The 17,874-nt window shown below is 68.7% G+C and carries 17 protein-coding genes; 3 read left to right on the forward strand and 14 right to left on the reverse strand.

Annotated elements, in window-relative coordinates; all coding sequences use genetic code 11:
* Window positions 1-51: 51 nt before the first annotated feature.
* Together SACCYDRAFT_RS20035 and SACCYDRAFT_RS20040 are read right to left on the reverse strand one after the other, a co-directional pair.
* Entirely contained in the window at window positions 52-573 is a 522-nt protein-coding gene (locus tag SACCYDRAFT_RS20035) for a DUF6912 family protein (protein WP_198284944.1), read from the reverse strand.
* A complete protein-coding gene (locus SACCYDRAFT_RS20040) occupies window positions 570-2,000 on the reverse strand; it encodes a WS/DGAT/MGAT family O-acyltransferase (protein ID WP_005458939.1) in 1,431 nt (476 codons plus the stop codon). The genes SACCYDRAFT_RS20035 and SACCYDRAFT_RS20040 overlap by 4 nt, the downstream gene beginning before the upstream one ends.
* 73 nt (window positions 2,001-2,073) lie before the next feature.
* On the opposite strand from SACCYDRAFT_RS20040, the gene SACCYDRAFT_RS20045 reads away from it, so the two are divergent.
* Complete coding sequence (locus SACCYDRAFT_RS20045) at window positions 2,074-2,844, forward strand: TrmH family RNA methyltransferase (RefSeq protein WP_005458940.1); 771 nt, start codon at window positions 2,074-2,076, stop codon at window positions 2,842-2,844.
* 3 nt (window positions 2,845-2,847) lie between these two features.
* On the opposite strand, the gene SACCYDRAFT_RS20050 is transcribed toward SACCYDRAFT_RS20045, so the two are convergent.
* The 5 genes from SACCYDRAFT_RS20050 to SACCYDRAFT_RS20065 form a co-directional block, all read right to left on the reverse strand.
* Complete coding sequence (locus SACCYDRAFT_RS20050) at window positions 2,848-3,606, reverse strand: ESX secretion-associated protein EspG (protein WP_052309142.1); 759 nt, start codon at window positions 3,604-3,606, stop codon at window positions 2,848-2,850.
* Window positions 3,603-4,586, reverse strand: coding sequence for a hypothetical protein (locus SACCYDRAFT_RS20055; RefSeq protein WP_232283886.1), 984 nt, complete (start codon window positions 4,584-4,586; stop codon window positions 3,603-3,605). Before SACCYDRAFT_RS20055 ends, SACCYDRAFT_RS20050 begins: the two co-directional genes overlap by 4 nt.
* Window positions 4,587-4,824: 238 nt before the next feature.
* On the reverse strand, window positions 4,825-5,469 hold the full coding sequence (locus tag SACCYDRAFT_RS26070) for a DUF3558 domain-containing protein (protein ID WP_157606540.1): 645 nt from the start codon (window positions 5,467-5,469) through the stop codon (window positions 4,825-4,827).
* A 2-nt stretch (window positions 5,470-5,471) separates the two neighbouring features.
* Window positions 5,472-5,915, reverse strand: coding sequence for a hypothetical protein (locus SACCYDRAFT_RS20060; protein ID WP_005458944.1), 444 nt, complete (start codon window positions 5,913-5,915; stop codon window positions 5,472-5,474).
* Between the two features lie 61 nt (window positions 5,916-5,976).
* On the reverse strand, window positions 5,977-6,378 hold the full coding sequence (locus SACCYDRAFT_RS20065; RefSeq protein ID WP_005458946.1) for an HAD-IA family hydrolase: 402 nt from the start codon (window positions 6,376-6,378) through the stop codon (window positions 5,977-5,979).
* Between the two features lie 166 nt (window positions 6,379-6,544).
* Here SACCYDRAFT_RS20065 and SACCYDRAFT_RS20070 point away from each other — a divergent pair, with 166 nt between their 5' ends.
* Window positions 6,545-7,024, forward strand: coding sequence for an Rv3235 family protein (locus SACCYDRAFT_RS20070; protein WP_005458948.1), 480 nt, complete (start codon window positions 6,545-6,547; stop codon window positions 7,022-7,024).
* Here SACCYDRAFT_RS20070 and secA read toward each other — a convergent pair.
* The 6 genes from secA to mtrA all read right to left on the reverse strand — a co-directional run bounded on the left by secA (window position 7,021) and on the right by mtrA (window position 16,174).
* Window positions 7,021-9,900 (reverse strand): preprotein translocase subunit SecA, encoded by a 2,880-nt coding sequence (gene secA, locus SACCYDRAFT_RS20075; protein WP_043537428.1) that lies wholly within the window; start codon window positions 9,898-9,900, stop codon window positions 7,021-7,023. The two genes, SACCYDRAFT_RS20070 and secA, sit on opposite strands and share 4 nt — an antisense overlap.
* 187 nt (window positions 9,901-10,087) lie before the next feature.
* A complete protein-coding gene (gene hpf, locus SACCYDRAFT_RS20080) occupies window positions 10,088-10,768 on the reverse strand; it encodes a ribosome hibernation-promoting factor, HPF/YfiA family (RefSeq protein WP_005458952.1) in 681 nt (226 codons plus the stop codon).
* Window positions 10,769-11,151: 383 nt separating this feature from the next.
* The gene (locus SACCYDRAFT_RS20085; RefSeq protein WP_157606541.1) at window positions 11,152-11,943 is read right to left on the reverse strand and encodes a ComF family protein; all 792 of its coding nucleotides are present in this window, start codon (window positions 11,941-11,943) and stop codon (window positions 11,152-11,154) included.
* A 74-nt stretch (window positions 11,944-12,017) separates the two neighbouring features.
* The gene (locus SACCYDRAFT_RS20090; RefSeq protein ID WP_043536726.1) at window positions 12,018-13,751 is read right to left on the reverse strand and encodes an LpqB family beta-propeller domain-containing protein; all 1,734 of its coding nucleotides are present in this window, start codon (window positions 13,749-13,751) and stop codon (window positions 12,018-12,020) included.
* A gap of 14 nt (window positions 13,752-13,765) precedes the next feature.
* A complete protein-coding gene (gene mtrB, locus SACCYDRAFT_RS20095; RefSeq protein ID WP_005458958.1) occupies window positions 13,766-15,475 on the reverse strand; it encodes an MtrAB system histidine kinase MtrB in 1,710 nt (569 codons plus the stop codon).
* Between the two features lie 21 nt (window positions 15,476-15,496).
* Window positions 15,497-16,174 carry an MtrAB system response regulator MtrA gene (gene mtrA / locus SACCYDRAFT_RS20100; RefSeq protein WP_005458960.1) on the reverse strand — a complete coding sequence of 226 codons (678 nt, stop codon included), beginning with the start codon at window positions 16,172-16,174 and terminating at the stop codon, window positions 15,497-15,499.
* A 155-nt stretch (window positions 16,175-16,329) separates the two neighbouring features.
* Here mtrA and SACCYDRAFT_RS20105 point away from each other — a divergent pair, with 155 nt between their 5' ends.
* Entirely contained in the window at window positions 16,330-17,115 is a 786-nt protein-coding gene (locus SACCYDRAFT_RS20105) for an IclR family transcriptional regulator (protein WP_005458962.1), read from the forward strand.
* On the opposite strand, the gene SACCYDRAFT_RS20110 is transcribed toward SACCYDRAFT_RS20105, so the two are convergent.
* Window positions 17,100-17,771: a dTMP kinase gene (locus SACCYDRAFT_RS20110; RefSeq protein WP_005458963.1), complete on the reverse strand. Its 672-nt coding sequence runs from the start codon at window positions 17,769-17,771 to the stop codon at window positions 17,100-17,102. The genes SACCYDRAFT_RS20105 and SACCYDRAFT_RS20110 overlap by 16 nt on opposite strands.
* Window positions 17,772-17,874: the final 103 nt, after the last annotated feature.

Raw genomic sequence — 17,874 nt, forward strand, 5'->3', positions numbered from 1 at the left:
GTCCCGCCTTCCGTGTCGGTCCGCCTTGTGGGCGGTACGCCGGTGACATGCTTACATGAGTTCCAGCAGGAACGGCAGCTCCTGCGGCGCGTACCAGGCGAGTTCGTGATCCTCCACGTCACCGAGTGCCAGCTCGGCGTCCTCGTCGCCGAGGTCGGCGTCGTCGATCACCGCCGCCGCGGCCAGGACCGCGTCCTCCGCCTCCGGGGCGTCCACGTGCACCGCGGCGATCGCGTCCATCGCCACCGGCCCGGACACCTTCACCACGGAGTCGTCCAGGTCAGGACGCAGTGTCACGTCGTCGACATCGGCCGACACCACCACGCGCCGAGGCGGTTCCTTGTCGTCCTTGTCGTCGGAGCCTCCGCGGTCGGTGTCGACCGCGAGCAGCCTCAGCGACGCCCGCGCGGCGTCGGTCAGCGCCGCGTACTCCAGTTCCTCCGTGGTGCCGCTGGTGTAGGACTCGCGCAACGCCGGGGTCAACGCGAACGCCGTCCCTCCCACGGGCGCCAGTTCCCCGGCATCGAGCAGTTGGCGCAGCATGCCGATGGTGGCAGGCACGTAGATCCTCACCAGTTCGTCCCTTTCAGTTCCTCGATCGCTTCGGTCACCGCACCCGCGAGCACCGTGACGTCGGACAACGCCTTGCGGTCTCCGTTGAGTCCGAAGTAGACGCCTCCGTCGTACGACGTGACACCCACCGCCAGCGCCTGGTCCCGCGACAGCGGCAGTACGGGATAGATCCGCTCCAACGGCGCCTCTCCCGCGAACAGCCGCCGCTGCGGTCCCGGCGAGTTGGCCACCACCACGTTGAACAGCCGCCCCGACAGCGAACTCGCCGCCCTCGCGGCCAGCGAGTACATGGTGGCGGGCGCGAACCCGCTCACCCGCACCATCGCCCGCGCCGCCACCGACCGGCGGGCCCGCACGTGCTCCGCCATCGCATGCGCGATGTGCTGGAGTCGCAACACCGGGTGCGGCTCCCCCACCGGGAGGTCGACCAGGCACGGGTCCACCCGGTTGTCCAGCAGACCGACCGTCGAGAACCCCACGCTGTCCGGCGCGCGCACGGCCAACGGTGCGAGTGCCCGCACCGTCTCCGTCTGCTCCAGCGACCTGCCCCGGGACAGCAGCCAGTGCCGGAGAGCGCCCGTGACGACCGCGAAGACCACATCGTTGATCGTGCCGCCGTGCCGGTCGCGGATTCCACGCAGATCGTCGAGTTCCGCCGACACGCCCGCGAACACCCGGCCTCCGCTGATACGCGCGTTCAGCGGGTTCCGCGGGGCGGGTCGCACCAGTGAACGCACCGTCGTCGCCACGTCGCCCGCGGTGTCGAACGCGCGTTCCGCCGTGCTGGTGAGGTCCCTGGTCGCGCTGCGCACGTTGTCCACCACTTCGGCGGGCCTGCGCAGACTGTCGGTGACCGCTTCGAGGAGCAGCCTCGCGCGGCCAGGGCGCGACGACGGCGTCCACTCCGGCCACGGCGGCTCCTCGGACACGTCGTCCTGCCCACCGGAGTCGGTACGTTCGGCGTCGAGGATGAGCTGTCCGAGGTCGATGGTCGCGGTGCCGTCCACCAGCGACTGGTGTGTCTTGGTCACCAAGGCCACCCGGTCGTCCTCCAACCCCTCCACGACGTACAGCTCCCACAGCGGGCGATCGCGGTCGAGCGGCCGTGCGAGCAACCGGGCGACCAACTCGAAGAGCTGCGCGTCACTGCCTGGGGCAGGCAGAGCGGAGCGGCGCACGTGGTAGCTCACGTCGAAGTCGGCGTCGTCCACCCACACCGGCCTGGCCAGATGCCCGGGCACGAACTCCACGTACTGCCGGTAGCGGGGCAGGTACGCGAGGCGACGCGACACCAGAGCGAGGAGCCGTGCGTAGTCGAAACCCGAACCGGGGCGCCGCAGGATCGCGACACTGCCCACGTGCATGGGCAGGGACGGCTCCTCCACGTAGAGGAAGGACGCATCCAGTGCGGACAGACGGTCGGCCATGACGCGATCCTGACAGAATCCGCGCTCGAATGCCTCCGTCCGCGCCAACGGCCTGTGATGGGAGACTGGCTCGGTGGGTGACAAGCAGGCGACGTCGCCGAAGGACCGCTTCCTGACCGTCTACGGCCGCAAACCAGTGCTGGAGGTCCTGGGGGACACCTCCCTCGACGTCGACAAGGTGATCGTGGCCGACACCGCTCATGGCTCGGCCGTGACCGAGATCCGCCGTGCGGCGCGGGCTCGGGGTGTCCCGGTGCAGAGCGCCAGCGCTCACCGGGTGAAGGTGCTCGCGGGCAACGGGAAGCAGGACCAGGGGGTCCTCGCCGATGTCGTCGCGCCGCGCATGCGTCCCCTGGCCGCCGCGCTCGACGGCAGCAATCCACCGTCTCCGCTGCTGGTGCTCGACGGCATCACCACGCCCGCGAACGTCGGCATGATCCTGCGCACCGCCACCGCCGCCGGTGTGGAGGGCGTGGTGGTTCCCCGCCGCGGTGTGGCGGCGCTCGACCCGCTGGTGGTGAAGGCGTCGGCGGGTGTGGCGTTTCGCGCGCCGGTGCTGCGGTGCGCGTCGGCGGAGGAGGCCGTGGAACTGCTCACCGAGGCCGGTTACACGGTGTACGCGCTCGGTGCCAGGGCCGCTACGAAACCCACACCGCTGTTCGAGGTGAGCGTGCCGTCGCGGGCGGCGTTCGTGCTCGGCGGGGAGACCCACGGCGTCAGCGAGGCCGTGTCGAACCTCGCGGCGGGCTGGGTGTCGATTCCCATGCCGGGCGACGTGGAGTCGCTCAACGTGTCGGCGGCCGCGGCGGTCGTGTGTTTCGAACTCGTCCGCCGCGGCGTGTGACCTTCACGCGCGCTGCGTGACCACGAGGTGCCCGCGCAGTGACTCCAGCGTCGCCACCACGGTGGTGGGGTCGGCGGGCTGCACGCAGAACTCCTCCTCGTCACCCACCCGCACGCGGTAGTTCACGTATCGGCCCCAGTCGGTGTCGACGAAACGCAGCGGTGTTCGCAGTGTGCGACGGTTGCCCGCGGGGTCGCGGTCCGCCACGTACAGCTCACCCCCGCTGGCGACCGGCCGTTCCATCACCTTGGCGATCTCCGCGATCACCCGGGCGACCGACCGGTCGTGGTGTGTCCGTTCGAGACCTTCCCGCATGTCGTCCACCCGCACGACCCAACGGGAGCCACCGCCGGGGCCGACCTCGGGCAGCGCGCCGACGAGCGCCGAGGGCAACTCGGTGTGGTCGACGGCGGTGAGAGTGACGCGGTCGCCCCGCCGTACGGCCAGGACACCCAGGATGCCGCGGGACGCCGCCAGCGCGCTCCAGGTGGTGCCGTCCTGCGACACCCACCCGTAGTACTCGAGGGAAGCGGCGGTGAGCACCGGCAGCAGGTCGAGGAAGTCCGGGTCGAGGCGACCACGCCGGTCGACGAGACCCGCGTCGGCGAGCTCGCCGTCCAGCGCCGACCGCAGCGAGTCGCGCTCCTCCCGCGGGTACCACATCGGCTCCGGCTGCAGGGACAGGTGGAGCGGGCCGAGGCCCTCGCGTTCGGCAGCAGCGGCGAGGGCCCCGACGGACAGTTCCACGCGGGTTGCGCTCACTGCCCGATCACCGGCGGTGCCGTCTTGCCGAGGTCACCGATGAAGGCCTCGTCGGGGTCGTTCTCCTGGAGGTAGGAGGCGCGCTGGTGTTCCTTGTCCTCGTCACCCTGGCCACGGCCACCAGCGGCGCCCATCGGCGCCATGCCCGCGCCGCGCGCGCCCGCACCACCGGCGGTACCGGCGGCGGCCGCACCGCCTGCCGGCGCGGCGCCGGGGACGGCCCCGGTGCCGGTGACCCGCGGCGCACCGAGGGAGCCCCCCTTGGCGGCGGTGGCGTCACCGAGCCGCCCGGCAGCGCCGCCCGAAGCCGTTCCGCCGCCGGCGGCGGGGCGAGCACCGTAGAGCCGCGACCCGGCACGCTCGCCGGCACCGCCACGGCCGGGCCCGGTGCCCGGGCGAGAGTTCGCCGACCGGTTGGGGTTGCGCCGGGTGTCCCCGACGGGCGGCGTCCCGACAGGACCGCCCCCGGCGACGGGAGTCGGCGTCGGCGCGCTCGGCCCGACCGGTGGGGTGGGCGTAGGAGCGGGCGAACCGATCCCACCAGGCCCCGGACGCCCCACGGACGGCACGCCGCTCACCATCGGCGCGGCACCGGTGGAAACCCCCGGCCCGGACGTCGCCGACACTCCACCCCGAGCCTCAGGCACGGAGGAGGAACCGATGTTGATCACTCCGCTCGACGCGGTACCGCTGTCGATGGTGATGCTGCCGCCTGCGGAGGACAGGGTCGTGTAACTGCGGGGGAAGCTCTGGTTCGACGCCGTCTCCGCCTCGTAGGCGCTCATGACCTCGACGTTGCGTGCGGCTGCGGCAGCGTGCCTGCCGAGCTGCTGCTCGTAGGTGTCCGAAGCGCCGCCGAGACTCGTGACGTTGTCCCACCAGTTCGGCTTCTCCGGCACGGGCGGAACGGGCTCGACGGAGTTCGCGGCCTGATGCCACGCCTGCGCCTGGTTGCTCACCGACTTGAACGTGTGCTCCATGTTCACAGCCGAGTCCTGGAGAGCAGTGGCCAGCGGTCCAGCGCCCGCAGTCGCAGCCGACCCCGCATCGCCGGTCCAGGCGCCCTCCATGCGCTCCTGAATCTTCTTGATCGCCTGAGCGCGCTCCACGTAACTACGGCGAAGATTGATCAAAACATCAGCAAAGGCTTCCAGACCTCCCGTACCCGCACCTCCCTTGAAATTGTCGTACACTTGGGATCCCGACATGCTGGCCATGTCAGCCCTCCGCTTTCAGAGTTTCGATCACGTTGGCAGCAACGTTCTCCGCTGTGGAACATGCCTGACTAGGATCGTCGACAAAGAAATCTGCTCCAACCGTGATACTCATGTCCTCAGCCACCCCAACCGCGATGGCGCACTCGCCTTGAGCACGCATGTCCTGCATTGCGTAGTAAGCTGCGGGATATCCGACCATATTCGTCTCTTCCCAAAGCTTGAAGCGACCTTGGTCGTGGAGAGTTCTTATACCCTCCAGTCCGCCCACACCGCGTTCCGTGTTGCCGGACTGGACAGAAACGGTTAGATTCCCTTCTTTCTCGCCCGACCATCCACAGTAAGGCCCCGCAAGCGCAGCAACTTCGTCGTTCCCCGAAGTCCGAGCTCTTCCACCCGCCGGATCAAACCCGAGAGACACAAGAACGTCAGGTGAAACGAGTTCACAAGGCCGCTCGAGGAAGGGAGCAACGTTCAAGGGATCGTCGACGGAATACCGAGGGACCGAAGAAGTTTGCGCCGTCGACAAACCCGAGGGAACGCTCACTTCTGGAAAACCGTTTGTCGCCGACGAGCAAGACGCAGCGGAAAACAACAGGAAGACCAAGGGAATGATTCGAGTTACTGAACTTTTCTGCTCAGGCCTCATCATCACCCCTTGAACGTTTCAGAATTCTCGTCGTCGACTTGACCAACGGCTCGTTTCGCCTCCTCAAGTTTACCGATGAATTCATCAACATACCGCCACATAGATCTGTTTGAGTTTTCCAGAGCCGCAAGCCCGTCAACCAGGTCGACCATGAACCGAGTGCTTGGCTGGTCATTCGAGGGAGCGTTCACTGTCGCTGCTGAATGAAACTCAGTTCGATCCGCTTGCAAGTCCTCAGCCAACGCTTTCCACTCCGCGATGACGGCGTCGATCTCGTCCTTGTCGAAGGACCAGGAGCCCCCACCACCGGCCGCCGCTCGCGCCGCCACGGACGCCCCGAGCGCGACCGCACCGGCGGGCCCTCCCAGCACCGCACCGACCGCGTCGGTCGCGCTCACACCGTTGGCCGCCTCATCGGCGAGGGCGTTGAACCAGTCCTCAGCCATCATCACTCCCGCTCAGCATCACCGGAAACCACCCCGAGAGTAACGAACACCCAGCACCCGGTCAGCGACTTCCCGAAACCAGGACGGGAAACAGCGCCTCGAGCTCCGTCAGCGTCTCCTCGACGCTCACATGCCGGACACCGACCATGCCCGCCGCCACCGCACCCGCCACGTTCCGCGGCGAATCGTCGACGAACACGCACGCCCCCGCGTCGACACCGAGCTTCTCAGCCGTCAGGCGGTACACGACGGCGTCCGGTTTCGCCACCCCCACCTCGCCCGAGAACACCAGCGCGTCGAACCACTCGGTGAGTCCTCGCCGTGCTTCTGGACCACCTGCGGAATTCGACAACAACGCCGCCCGCACCCCGTGAGCGCGTGCCGTCCGCACCGCCGCGAACAAACGATCCCCGCCGACATCGGTGAGCACACCCGCGTAGTCCAACACCAACCCTCGCAGCATCACGCCACCCTACGTCCGCGCCCTTAACACACCATCACCGAATCGGCGCGCCGAGACCGGGACCGATCACCTCATCAGGTCCTGTTTGGGGCGAAACGCGCGTTCCCTCCCTCTGTCTTAGTGGGCGGTCAGGGGGGCCGTCCCCAACAAAACAGAAAGGACTGTGATGCACGCGTTTCAGTCGGCAAGCGGGTTGCTTCCACTCAACCCGTACGAACCGACCGAGTTCGGGGAGCGTTCGCAGGGGGAGGTCGCCGAGGGACAACTGTCACTCGACGACCTGCTGGCCGAGCTCCACGCAGAAAACGTCACACGTCACGCGTACACGCTGCCCGCACCGGGCAGGCGGATTCTGCATCGAGTGCTCACCGCACTCATCGAAGTGCAGGCAGGCAGCAGAGCCGCCAGTCAGCTCGACGACTGGCTGTCACCCGTGCTGCAGCGGCGCTTCCGAGCCACGCCGCGTAGGGCCAGCACACGTTACGTTCTGCGGAACATCCACGTGTGTCGGCCCGCCGACGGGGCGTTGGAGGTGTGCGGCACCGCCCACCTGACCCACCGTGCCTACGCTCTCGTGGCGCGATTCGAACACGACGGCGGTGGGTGGCGCTGCACCCTGTTCACCGTGCTCGGACGACGGTCCTAACGGCCGGTCTGACGCTTGCTCTTCTTCGCCTGTTCGCGGGCGGCGGCTCGCCGCTCCCGACGCGTGCCACCGGCAGCGGGACCGCTCTTGGCCTTACTGCTGGAACCGTCACCGCGGGACTGGACGCCGCCGCCCTCGGACGGGCCCGAGAACGTCAAGCCCTGCGGGGTCTGCCCGCCGAGGCCCTTGCCCTGCAACGCGGCGGGCACGGGCTCTCCGGTGACGGTCGGCTGCGGCGGCACAGGACGCGCGTGCCGGGGAGCGTTCGACGGCGCGGAGGCCCTACCGTTGCCCGCGGCCTTGGCCGGGGCAGCCACTGCGGGCTGCGGCGCGCGCTGCGGCTTGGCTTGCGAAGCCTCCGGCTGCTCCGCCTGCTGCTGCTCGGCCTGCTGAACCTGGACGTTGAACACCAGGCCGACGGCTTCCTCCTTCAACGAGTCGAGCATCGCGTTGAACATGTCGAAGCCCTCGCGCTGGTACTCCACGAGCGGGTTGCGCTGCGCCATCGCCCGCAGCCCGATGCCCTCCTTGAGGTAGTCCATCTCGTAGAGGTGCTCACGCCACTTACGGTCGAGCACGGACAGCACGACACGGCGTTCCAGCTCGCGCATCGCGCCCTCGCCGACCTTGGCGTCGATGTCGGCTTCGCGGGCGGCGTACGCCTTGTGGGCGTCCTCGACGAGGATCTCACGCAGACGTTCGGAGTCGACGTCCTCGCTCTCGTCCATGATCTCGTCCCACGTCACGCCGACCGGGTAGAGCGTCTTCAACGCGGTCCACAGCTTGGCGTGGTCCCAGTCCTCCGCGTATCCCTCGGCGGTGGCGCCGGTGACGTACGCGGTGACGACATCGGTGATCATGTGCTCGACCTGCTCGCGCAGGTTCTCGCCCTTCAGCACCCGGCGGCGCTCGGCGTAGATGACCTTGCGCTGCTGGTTCATCACCTCGTCGTACTTGAGAACGTTCTTGCGGATCTCCATGTTCTGCTGCTCGACCTGGGTCTGAGCGCTCTTGATCGCCCTGGAGACCATCTTGTGCTCGATCGGCACGTCGTCGGGCAACCGCATGGTGGTCATGACCCGTTCCACCATCGCGGCGTTGAAGCGCCGCATCAACTCGTCGCCCAGCGACAGGTAGAAGCGGGACTCACCCGGGTCGCCCTGACGACCGGACCGGCCACGCAACTGGTTGTCGATACGCCGAGACTCGTGGCGCTCGGTGCCGAGGACGTAGAGGCCACCGGCCTCCAGGACCTCCTCGGCCTCCACCTTGCACTCGGCGGTGACCTCCTCCAGCACCTTCGGCCACGCGGCCTCGTACTCCTCGGAGTGCTCCACCGGGTCGAGCCCGCGCTCCCGCAGCACCTCGTCGGCGATGATGTCCGGGTTGCCGCCGAGCACGATGTCGGTGCCTCGGCCTGCCATGTTCGTCGCCACCGTGACGGCGCCCTTACGGCCGGCCTTCGCGACGATCAACGCCTCGCGGTGGTGCTGCTTGGCGTTGAGCACCTCGTGGGGAACGCCGCGCTTGAGCAGCAGTTTCGACAGGTACTCCGACTTCTCGACACTCGTGGTGCCGACAAGGACGGGCTGGCCCTTCTCGTGCCGCTCGGCGATGTCGTCGGCGACCGCCTCGAACTTCGCCTCCTCGGTCTTGTAGATCAGGTCGGGTTGGTCGACACGGACCATCGGCCGGTTCGTCGGGATGGGCACGACGCCGAGGTTGTAGGTCTGGTGGAACTCCGCCGCCTCGGTCTCGGCGGTACCGGTCATGCCTGCGAGCTTGTCGTAGAGCCGGAAGTAGTTCTGCAGGGTGATCGTGGCCAGAGTCTGGTTCTCGGCCTTGATCTCGACGCCTTCCTTGGCCTCGATCGCCTGGTGCATGCCCTCGTTGAACCGGCGGCCCGCCAGTACCCGGCCCGTGAACTCGTCGACGATGAGCACCTCGCCGTTCCGGACGATGTACTCCTTGTCCTTGCGGTAGAGCTCCTTGGCCTTGAGGGCGTTGTTGAGGAACCCGACCAACGGCGTGTTCGCGGCCTCGTAGAGGTTGTCGATGCCGAGCTGGTCCTCGACGAACTCGACGCCCGCCTCGGTGACGCCGACGGCGCGCTTGCGCTCGTCCACCTCGTAGTGGACGTCCTTCTTCATCAGCGGCGCCATCCGCGCGAACTCGACGTACCAGCGTGAGGACTGGTCGGCGGGACCGGAAATGATCAGCGGAGTCCGGGCTTCGTCGATGAGGATGGAGTCGACCTCGTCGACGATGGCGAAGTTGTGCCCGCGCTGCACGCAGTCGTCGAGGCTCCACGCCATGTTGTCGCGCAGGTAGTCGAAGCCGAACTCGTTGTTCGTCCCGTACGTGATGTCGGCGGCGTACGCGGCCTTGCGCTCGGCGGGCGACATGTCGGATCGGATGACACCGATGTCCAGGCCGAGGAACCGGTGGACACGCCCCATCCACTCGGAGTCACGCTGTGCGAGGTAGTCGTTGGTGGTGACGACGTGGACGCCCTTGCCCGGCAGCGCGTTCAGGTAGACCGGCAGGAGGCTGGTGAGCGTCTTGCCCTCACCGGTCCTCATCTCGGCGACCTGGCCGAGGTGCAGCGCCGCACCACCCATCAGCTGGACGTCGTAGTGCCGCTGTCCCAGGACACGCGTCGCGGCCTCCCGTACGACGGCGAAGACCTCCGGCAGAAGCTCGTCGAGCGATTCGCCGTCGGCGTGTCGCTTCCGGAACTCGTCGGTCTTCGCCTGCAGCTCGGCGTCCGAAAGGTCTTTGACGTCGTCTTCGAGGGTGTTGACGTGATCGGCGATACGGCGGAGCCGCTTCACCATCTTGCCCTCGCCCGCACGGAGCAGGCGGTTCAGAAGCATCGGGTCGACCTCGCTAGCGGTGTCTGTGTGGACGTCGTAGCACCCCAGCAGGGCGCCGGGCAGCACCCCCATCGTAGGGAATGCGCAGGCCCGCGTGCACGCGGCGGCCCGCGCGAAGTGGACGCGCGGGCCGCCGGGAACGGAACTCGGAACGCGGACGGCCTGCTCAGCCAGGCCGCCTACGACATCAGCCCAGTCGTATCACCCCGTAGTCGAATCCCTTCCGGCGGTACACGACGCTCGGTTTCCCGGTCTCCGAGTCGTTGAAGAGGTAGAAGTCGTGCCCGACGAGTTCCATCTGGTAGAGGGCATCGTCGATCGTCATCGGTTCGGCCGAGTGCTGCTTCTCCCGAACCACCCGGCCGGGCTGGCTGGGAACGACCCCGTCGTCCCAGCGAGGGCTGGGTACACCCAGTTCGTCGGTCGCCACACTTTCGTCGGTTTCGGGCTCCGCGGGCGCCTCGAGCACGGCGGTCGCCGAGCGGCCACGGCCCGCGGCCGCGGCGGCCGACAGCGGACCCGCTGCGGTGGCTTCGGCGAGGGACTCGGGTGCGCGTCGTCCGTAGTGGACGCGTCGCCGGTCGTGCATACGGCGGAGTCGGCTCTCGAGCTTGCTGATCGCACAGTCGAGCGCCGCGTAGAAGTCGCCAGCCCGCGCCTCGGCTCGGACGATCGGGCCCTTGCCCTTACCGGTGATCTCGACCCGCTGGCAGTTCTTGGCCTGCCTGCGGTTGGGCTCGTGGAAGAGCTCGACGTCGTAGCGGATGACCTTTCTGTCGTAACGCTCCAGTCGGGCCATTTTGTCCGCGACGTGCACCCGATAGTGCTCGGGAACCTCCACGTTGCGACCCTTGATGACGATGTCCATTCACGACCTCCTCGCTCACCTACGTGCGAGTGTTGAAATGGGCGACCACGGGCACCGAAGCGACGGCGGGACCGGATGCGGCAGAAATATCGGGCATCCGAGCCGAATCAGGGCTCCGGCACCGGGGACATCGACTGTTCACCTCCCCTGCTGCCGGGATGTTCGTTAGCGCTGCACGTTAGCCCGCGTGGCGCTGCCACAACAGCCCCCGCGCCGGGGGATGCCTGAAACAGGCAGACGGTGACAGTACGCGGTGGAACACTGGTTGCGACATATGCGCCAACCCCCGTTCGGAGCAGCGCACCGGTGCTGGACTCATACCGGTGACGCAGTCGGCATACCCTGGTCTGGCTCTGCGTGACCGTGGGCTGCGTCATATCCGGTCAACGACGGCCCCCCTCGTTCAGTTCCCCAATTACCCGTGTGGGTGACAAGTGTCGGTGTTTGACCCTGTGTCGCGGCCACGCGACGGTCCGGGACGCCGCCGTCAACGTCAGCGCCGCGGTCACCACCGCGCCGTGGGAGGCCAGGACCCGGGTGCAGGCCTCCACAGTGGCTCCCGTGGTGACCACGTCGTCGAGCAGGACGACGGGTGTCCCCGGGGTCGGGGCACCGTCGGGGTCGAGAAGGACCCGGCCCGCCAGGTTGGCCATGCGGGCTGCGCGGTCGAGGCCGACCGCGTCCCTCGCACGCGCCGACAGCCGCAGAGCCGGGGCCACGGCCGCAGCCCCGCCCTGCTCGGCGATCCGGGCGGCACACGACCGGGCCAGTGCCATGACGTGTGAGCCGCCCCGGGCCCGCGCGGCCGAAGGTCGGGACGGAACCGGCACGAACCACCACGTGCCGTCCGCGTCGGGACTCGCTCGTGGCAGCCTCGGCAGGGCTCGCGCGAGCGCCTGCCCGAGCGGGCGCGCGAGGTCGCGCCGCCCCCTTTCCTTGTGAGCGAGCACGAGTTCCCGCGCGACGCCGTCGTGACGGGTCAACGCGGCAACACCGGGTGCCACGGGAACGGGCCCGGAGGCCAACTCGGCCAGGCAGCTTTCGCACGCGGCAGCCCCCAGGCCGCCGCACCCCGCACACACCGACGGCAACAGCAGCTCGGCCACGGCGGTTCCGGCAGCCTTCGCCAGCGCGCCGACGGAGCAACGGAGTGGTCTCGCCGTTCGCGTCGTCATGCGCGCACCGTGGCGCACGACCCCGACGGTTTCCGTGCCGACGGGACGCGAATCCTCCGTTGGTACGCGAACGGTCAGCCTGGGTAGAACGGCTCGGCGTCGGCAGAGGTGTGACTGTGCGGCACCCACACGGCGCCGACTTCGGCCGCCGTCCAGAGCCCGCTGCTGTCGGCCACGACGATGGGCCGCCCCGGAGCCGCTGTGACGGCGCGCATCGGCGGTGTCAGGTTGGAGGTGTTGTACTGGTCGAACTGGAAGCCGTCCACCGAGACCCGCGCGACGGGCACCCGTTCCGACGACGTGGTCGCCACGAGCGTGTCGTGGTCGATCCAGTCGACGTCGACGACCGAGGACAGCCGGTCCTCCTGAAGCACCCGCGGCGCGCGCAGCGTCGCTCCGGAAGCCGTGCGGACCACCGAGGCGACCACCAGCTTGCCGCCCGCGACGAGGGCTGCCCTGGACCCGTCGCGGGACAGGCGCAACGCGCTGATCCACCCGGCGTCGGTGAGTTCGGACGCGTTGACCGGCACGGTCACCCACTGACCGTCCGCGTCCTGTTGCACCCGCGTCACCTGCTCGCCGTCGACGACCGTCCACACTTCGGTGGACTTGTCGTCCTTGCTGACCGGTGGCTTCCACGTCGGTCGGGTCATCCGCGACCCGGACAGGTCCACCAGCTGTCCGGGGGCGCCGTAGTCGCCGATCCGCAGCCGCACCTCGTCGCCGATCGACTCGACGACCGCCAGCTGGTGGCCGTTGATCGCCTGGGCGGCGCTCACGACGTCGAGTGCTCCCGATCCCGCAGGCCCGTCGATGGGAGAACCGGAGCCGAGTGAACGCACCCGCCCGTTCACTGTCATCAACCCCGGCAGCTCGGCGTTGGGGGACGACAGGGTGTCGTACGCGGGTAGGTCGCTGGGCCGCCACTCGGCCTGCCCCGGTACGAGTGGCGTGCCGTCGGAGAGCAGTTTCACGCGGCTCGTGGTCACGTGCTGCAACGAGCGCACGACCTGGGCGGCCATCAGCTCACGTTCCTGGACCGCCTCGTCACCGAGTCCGGTCAGCGGCACGACGAGCGCGCCGTCGTTGCCGGTGGTGACGTTGCTGTCGAGTGCCGCGGAGTCGCCGAGCGGGTTGCGCACAGCGCCGGCCAAGCCGTCGGAAGGGCCGGACAGCAGTAGGTCGACGACGCGGGAGGGCAGTCCCGACTGCGGGCGGGCGACCACGTACCGCAGATCGGAGACGAGTGCTGTCGAGTCGGGAGCGAAGAAGTACACCGGCACCTGGAAGTAGGCGTCGTTGAAGTCGCTCTCCGTGATCACGATGCTGTCGGGTGGATCGACGATGCGCCACTCGCCGTCGGGCTGCCTGCGCACCCGCACCGGCTTGCGGTACTCCTCCAGCCCGGCGATGAACGAGCGGTCGGGCGCCAACCTGCCGACCTCGACCGCCCGCAGCGCCACCACGCGTTCGTTGGGATCGTCGGGCTGCTCGCTCTCCGGCGCGTATACGGTGCTGAACTCCTCCTTGACCACCCGGAGGCTCGGGTCCGGCTTCCACGACTCGCGCATGCGACCACTGAGGTAGGCGCGGGAGGCGGCGTGGTCGTTGGCCGGTTGCGCGCTGTTGCGCACGAAGTTCCTGACGACCGTGAGCGGGTCGAGGCCGAGTTCCGGTTCGGGGATCTCCTGCGTCGGCTGGCCCGCGTTGCGCTGGGGGATGGCCTTGGGCTGCGACTCCATGGGGATCGAGGCGCACCCTGCCACGGTGAGCACGCAGAGGAACAGGGAGAGCACCACGGCCGGCATCCGTCGCTGTCTTCTCACCGGACCTCCTCCTGTTCGGCGGCCTCCGCGGCGTCGTGCTCCTGCGCCGGTTCCCCGCTCTCGTCGTGGCGCGCAGGTTCGGCGGGTGGCGGGTCGGGCGGCAGCGGGATGGGACTGTGCTCCAGGGTGCGGCCCACGGCACGTGGCAGGGTGAGGCGGAAGCACGAACCCTGACCCGGCTCCCCCCACGCCTCGAGCCAGCCTCCGTGCAGACGGGCGTCCTCGTGGCTGATCGCGAGGCCGAGTCCGGTACCTCCGGTGCGCCGGTTCCGCGAGGGGTCGGCGCGCCAGAAACGGTTGAACACCAGCTCCGCCTCACCGGGTCGCAGACCGACCCCGTAGTCGCGCACGCTGATGGCGACGGCGTGCTCGTCGGCCGCCAGGCGCAGGCGCACGGGATGGCCCTCGCCGTGGTCGACGGCGTTGGCGAGCAGGTTCCGCAGAATACGTTCGACCCGCCTGGTGTCCAGTTCGGCGGTGACCTCCTCGTCGGGCAGGTCCAGGACGATCTCGCTGCCGGTGCTACCCGCGATGACCTTGAGCTGCTCGACGACGCGGTGCACGACGGGGCGGACGTCGACGGGCTCCGCGGCCAGCTCCTCCACGCCCGCGTCGAGGCGGCTGATCTCCAGCAGGTCGCGAAGCAGGCTCTCGAACCGGTCGAGTTCGTCGACGAGCAGTTCCGACGAGCGCGCGAGTCCGGACGGGAACTGGTCGCGCGAGGCGTACAACACGTCCGCGGCCATACGCACCGTGGTCAGCGGAGTGCGTAGCTCATGGGAGACGTCCGATGTGAATCGCCGTTGGAGCTGCCCGAACTCCTCCAGCCTGCGGATCTGCTCCTGGATACTCGCGGCCATCTCGTTGTACGACACGGCGAGTTTGGCGAGGTCGTCCTCTCCGGACACGTCGAGTCTGCGATTGAGGTCGCCGTCCGCGAACCCCTCCGCGGCGGCCGCCGCTCGCCGGACCGGCAGCACCACCTGCCGAGTCACCATGTTGGTGATCACCGCCAGGAGCACGAGCAGGAACGCGCTGCCCACCAGCAGGGTGTTCTGCACGGTGGCCACCGTGTTCTGTTCCGTGGTCATCGGAAACAGCAGGTAGAGCTGGATCGGCCGGGTCGCCGTGGTCACCGGCGCACCGGCGACGAGGTAGGTCGTACCTGTCACACCGTCGGTGTGGTACTGGAGTGCGACCCGGTTGCTCTCGGCATAGCTCCGCAGACCGCCGGGAACGTCCTCGACCGGACCGGCATGGACGAGGTCACTGTCGACGTCACCCGGGTCGCCCGCCACGAGCACGGGTTCGAAGGCACCGGCCGCCGCTGAGCTGTCGATGTCCTGCGTGGCCGCGGAACTGCTCGTCAGGGCCTTGAGAGCGGTGGAGAGGCGGTTACGCAGGGCGTCACCCTGCCCCGCGTCGCCGACGAGTTCGCTCTCCGCGGTGCGCACTGCCACCTGCAACTGCGTGATGGCAGCCCGCTCCTTGGTGTGGACGAGCCGCTCGACGATCTGGTTCTGCAGCACGACACCGAGAACGAACACCACGGCCGACGACAGGGCGAGCGTGGAGGTCGTCACCCGGAACTGCAACGACCGGTGCCACAGCTCGCCGAAGGCGACCGTTCTGCGCCTGCTGAACGCGGCCGCGCTCCTGGCCACCGACAACGCCGACCGGCTCACCGAAGCCAGTCGCCCGCTCATGCGTTCACCTTACGAGCACCATCACGGTGGCCCGGCCTTGTAACCGACACCGCGGACGGTGAGCACGACCTCGGGGTGCTCGGGATCCTTCTCCACCTTCGACCGCAGGCGTTGCACGTGCACGTTCACCAGCCGCGTGTCGGCGGCGTGGCGGTAGCCCCAGACCTGTTCGAGCAGGACCTCACGGGTGAACACCTGGCGCGGCTTGCGGGCCAGCGCCACGAGGAGGTCGAACTCCAGCGGTGTCAGCGCGATCGACCTGCCGTCCCTCGTCACCTCGTGTCCGGGCACGTCGATGTGCAGGTCGCCGATCGTGAGTGTCTCGGCGGGCTCGGACTCGGTGCGCCGCAACCGCGCCCGCACCCGCGCCACGAGTTCCTTCGGCTTGAACGGCTTGACGACGTAGTCGTCGGCACCCGACTCCAGTCCGAGCACGATGTCCACGGTGTCGCTCTTGGCCGTGAGCATCACGACCGGCACACCCGACTCGGCCCTGATCGCCTTGCAGACGTCGATGCCGTTCATACCGGGCAGCATGAGGTCGAGCAGGACGAGGTCGGGTTTGAGTTCGCGCAGCGCAGGCAGTGCACGGGAACCATCGGACACCACGGCGGTGTCGAACCCCTCACCGCGCAGCACGATGGTGAGCATTTCAGCCAGAGCGGGGTCGTCGTCGACGACCAGCACACGCGCCTTCATGGGCACATATTCGCATTTACGTCTTGCGCAATGTGCACGACCCGGTGAAAAAGGAGCCGGGGAGCCCGGCGCTCAGACGGCTGACGCACCCGGTGAGGGCCCTTCGCGACCTGCGCGTGACCTGAGCGTTTGCCTTCACACGTTACCGTTGCGCTATGCGGAACTCCGAGTCTGCGAAAGGCGCTGCCGGCACCGTCCAGTCGGTCGACCGCGCGATCAGCGTGCTCGAACTGCTGGCCAGGAAGGGTGAGGCCGGCATCACGGAGATCGCCGCCGAGCTGGGCGTCCACAAGTCCACGGCTTCCCGGCTCGTGGGTTCGCTGGAGTCGCGCAATCTCGTGGAACAGCTCGGGCAGCGGGGCAAGTACGCCATTGGCTTCGGCGTCGTCCGGATCGCCGGTGCCGCGATGGGCAGGCTCGATCTCGCCAGGCTGGGCAACGAGACCTGCCGGTCACTGGCCGAGTCACTCGGAGAGACCGTCAACATCGCCGTCGCCGACGACGGGGTGGCGATCAACATCAGCCAGGCGTTCGGGTCCGCGGCCGTCACCGCCCGGAACTGGACCGGGCGGCGCACACCGTTGCACGCCACGTCCAGCGGCAAGGTACTGCTCGCTCACCTGCCGGAACACACACGCGAGCTCCTGTTACGCGAGCGGCTGGAACGCTACACCCCGTGCACCACCGTGGCCCCGGACGACCTGCGCGCCGAACTCGCCCGCGTGCGACGGAACGGCTACGCCGCTTCGTTCGAGGAGCTGGAGCTCGGTATGCACGCCGTCGCGGTGCCCATCTTCGGCGCCGACGGCCAGGTGATCGCGGCGATGAGCGCGTCGGGACCGTCGTACCGGCTCTCGCGCGACCGCGTGCCGCAGCTCGTCCGGCCACTGACCGACGCGGCGACCGAACTGTCGTCGCAACTCGGTCACTTCCCCAGGTAGAGCCTCTTCGCGAGCACGGCCATCGCCTCGGTCGACTCCGGTCCGGCCGTCAGGTCGCGGCTGCCGTCGACGACGTGCCACTCGGACAGCCAGTTCGCCGCTGCGAGTTCGTCGTACACGCGCGCGCATCGTGCCTGGAGCGCGTCGTCGGACTCGAAGGCGTCCATCTCCCGGGTCGAGTCGTGCCGCGCTCGGTTGGCGGCGCGACTGGCGGCGACCTCGACAGGTACCCGCAACAGCAGGTGGGTGTCGGGGACAGGCAGTCCGAAACGTTCGATTTCCATTTCCCGCACCCAACGCACCACGGGGCCGTCGATCCCCTGGCTCAGCCTGGCCGCCTGGTAGGCGGCGTTCGACGCGACGTACCGGTCGAGCAGCACCACATCGTGGTCGGCGAGTGCCGCCCGGAGTTCGGTGGCGGCGTCCCTGCGGTCCAGCGCGTACAGCAGCGCCATGCCGTACACGGACTCAGCGAGATCACCGTGTTCGCCGTGCAGGGCCTCCCTGACGAGGTCGGCGTGCACGTCCCTGCCGTATCGCGGAAACGCGGCCGTGGTGACCGTCGCGCCGTGCTCGCGTAGCGCCGCGGTGAGCGCGTCCGTCAACGTGCGCTTGCCCGCCCCGTCGAGGCCCTCGACGGCCACCAATCGCCCCATGCGCCCATTGTGGCGTACCCCGGTTTCGCCCGACCGGGTGCCGACTTGCTCCACGCGGTGACCAGCGGAGACGTCACTACTTCGTTACTGTGGGTGCACGATC

The sequence above is a fragment of the Saccharomonospora cyanea NA-134 genome, assembly GCF_000244975.1.
Lineage (GTDB): Bacteria > Actinomycetota > Actinomycetes > Mycobacteriales > Pseudonocardiaceae > Saccharomonospora > Saccharomonospora cyanea.

Bases quoted from the DNA above. Each gene is read 5' to 3' on its own strand.
- SACCYDRAFT_RS20085 (WP_157606541.1), bottom strand. From the start codon at position 11,943: ATGACGACGCGAACGGCGAGACCACTCCGTTGCTCCGTCGGCGCGCTG.
- secA (WP_043537428.1), bottom strand. From the start codon at position 9,900: ATGCTTCTGAACCGCCTGCTCCGTGCGGGCGAGGGCAAGATGGTGAAG.
- SACCYDRAFT_RS20090 (WP_043536726.1), bottom strand. From the start codon at position 13,751: ATGCCGGCCGTGGTGCTCTCCCTGTTCCTCTGCGTGCTCACCGTGGCA.
- SACCYDRAFT_RS20105 (WP_005458962.1), top strand. From the start codon at position 16,330: ATGCGGAACTCCGAGTCTGCGAAAGGCGCTGCCGGCACCGTCCAGTCG.
- SACCYDRAFT_RS20070 (WP_005458948.1), top strand. From the start codon at position 6,545: ATGCACGCGTTTCAGTCGGCAAGCGGGTTGCTTCCACTCAACCCGTAC.
- hpf (WP_005458952.1), bottom strand. From the start codon at position 10,768: ATGGACATCGTCATCAAGGGTCGCAACGTGGAGGTTCCCGAGCACTAT.
- SACCYDRAFT_RS20055 (WP_232283886.1), bottom strand. From the start codon at position 4,586: ATGGAGCACACGTTCAAGTCGGTGAGCAACCAGGCGCAGGCGTGGCAT.
- mtrB (WP_005458958.1), bottom strand. From the start codon at position 15,475: ATGAGCGGGCGACTGGCTTCGGTGAGCCGGTCGGCGTTGTCGGTGGCC.
- mtrA (WP_005458960.1), bottom strand. From the start codon at position 16,174: ATGAAGGCGCGTGTGCTGGTCGTCGACGACGACCCCGCTCTGGCTGAA.
- SACCYDRAFT_RS26070 (WP_157606540.1), bottom strand. From the start codon at position 5,469: ATGAGGCCTGAGCAGAAAAGTTCAGTAACTCGAATCATTCCCTTGGTC.
- SACCYDRAFT_RS20065 (WP_005458946.1), bottom strand. From the start codon at position 6,378: ATGCTGCGAGGGTTGGTGTTGGACTACGCGGGTGTGCTCACCGATGTC.
- SACCYDRAFT_RS20040 (WP_005458939.1), bottom strand. From the start codon at position 2,000: ATGGCCGACCGTCTGTCCGCACTGGATGCGTCCTTCCTCTACGTGGAG.
- SACCYDRAFT_RS20110 (WP_005458963.1), bottom strand. From the start codon at position 17,771: ATGGGGCGATTGGTGGCCGTCGAGGGCCTCGACGGGGCGGGCAAGCGC.
- SACCYDRAFT_RS20060 (WP_005458944.1), bottom strand. From the start codon at position 5,915: ATGGCTGAGGACTGGTTCAACGCCCTCGCCGATGAGGCGGCCAACGGT.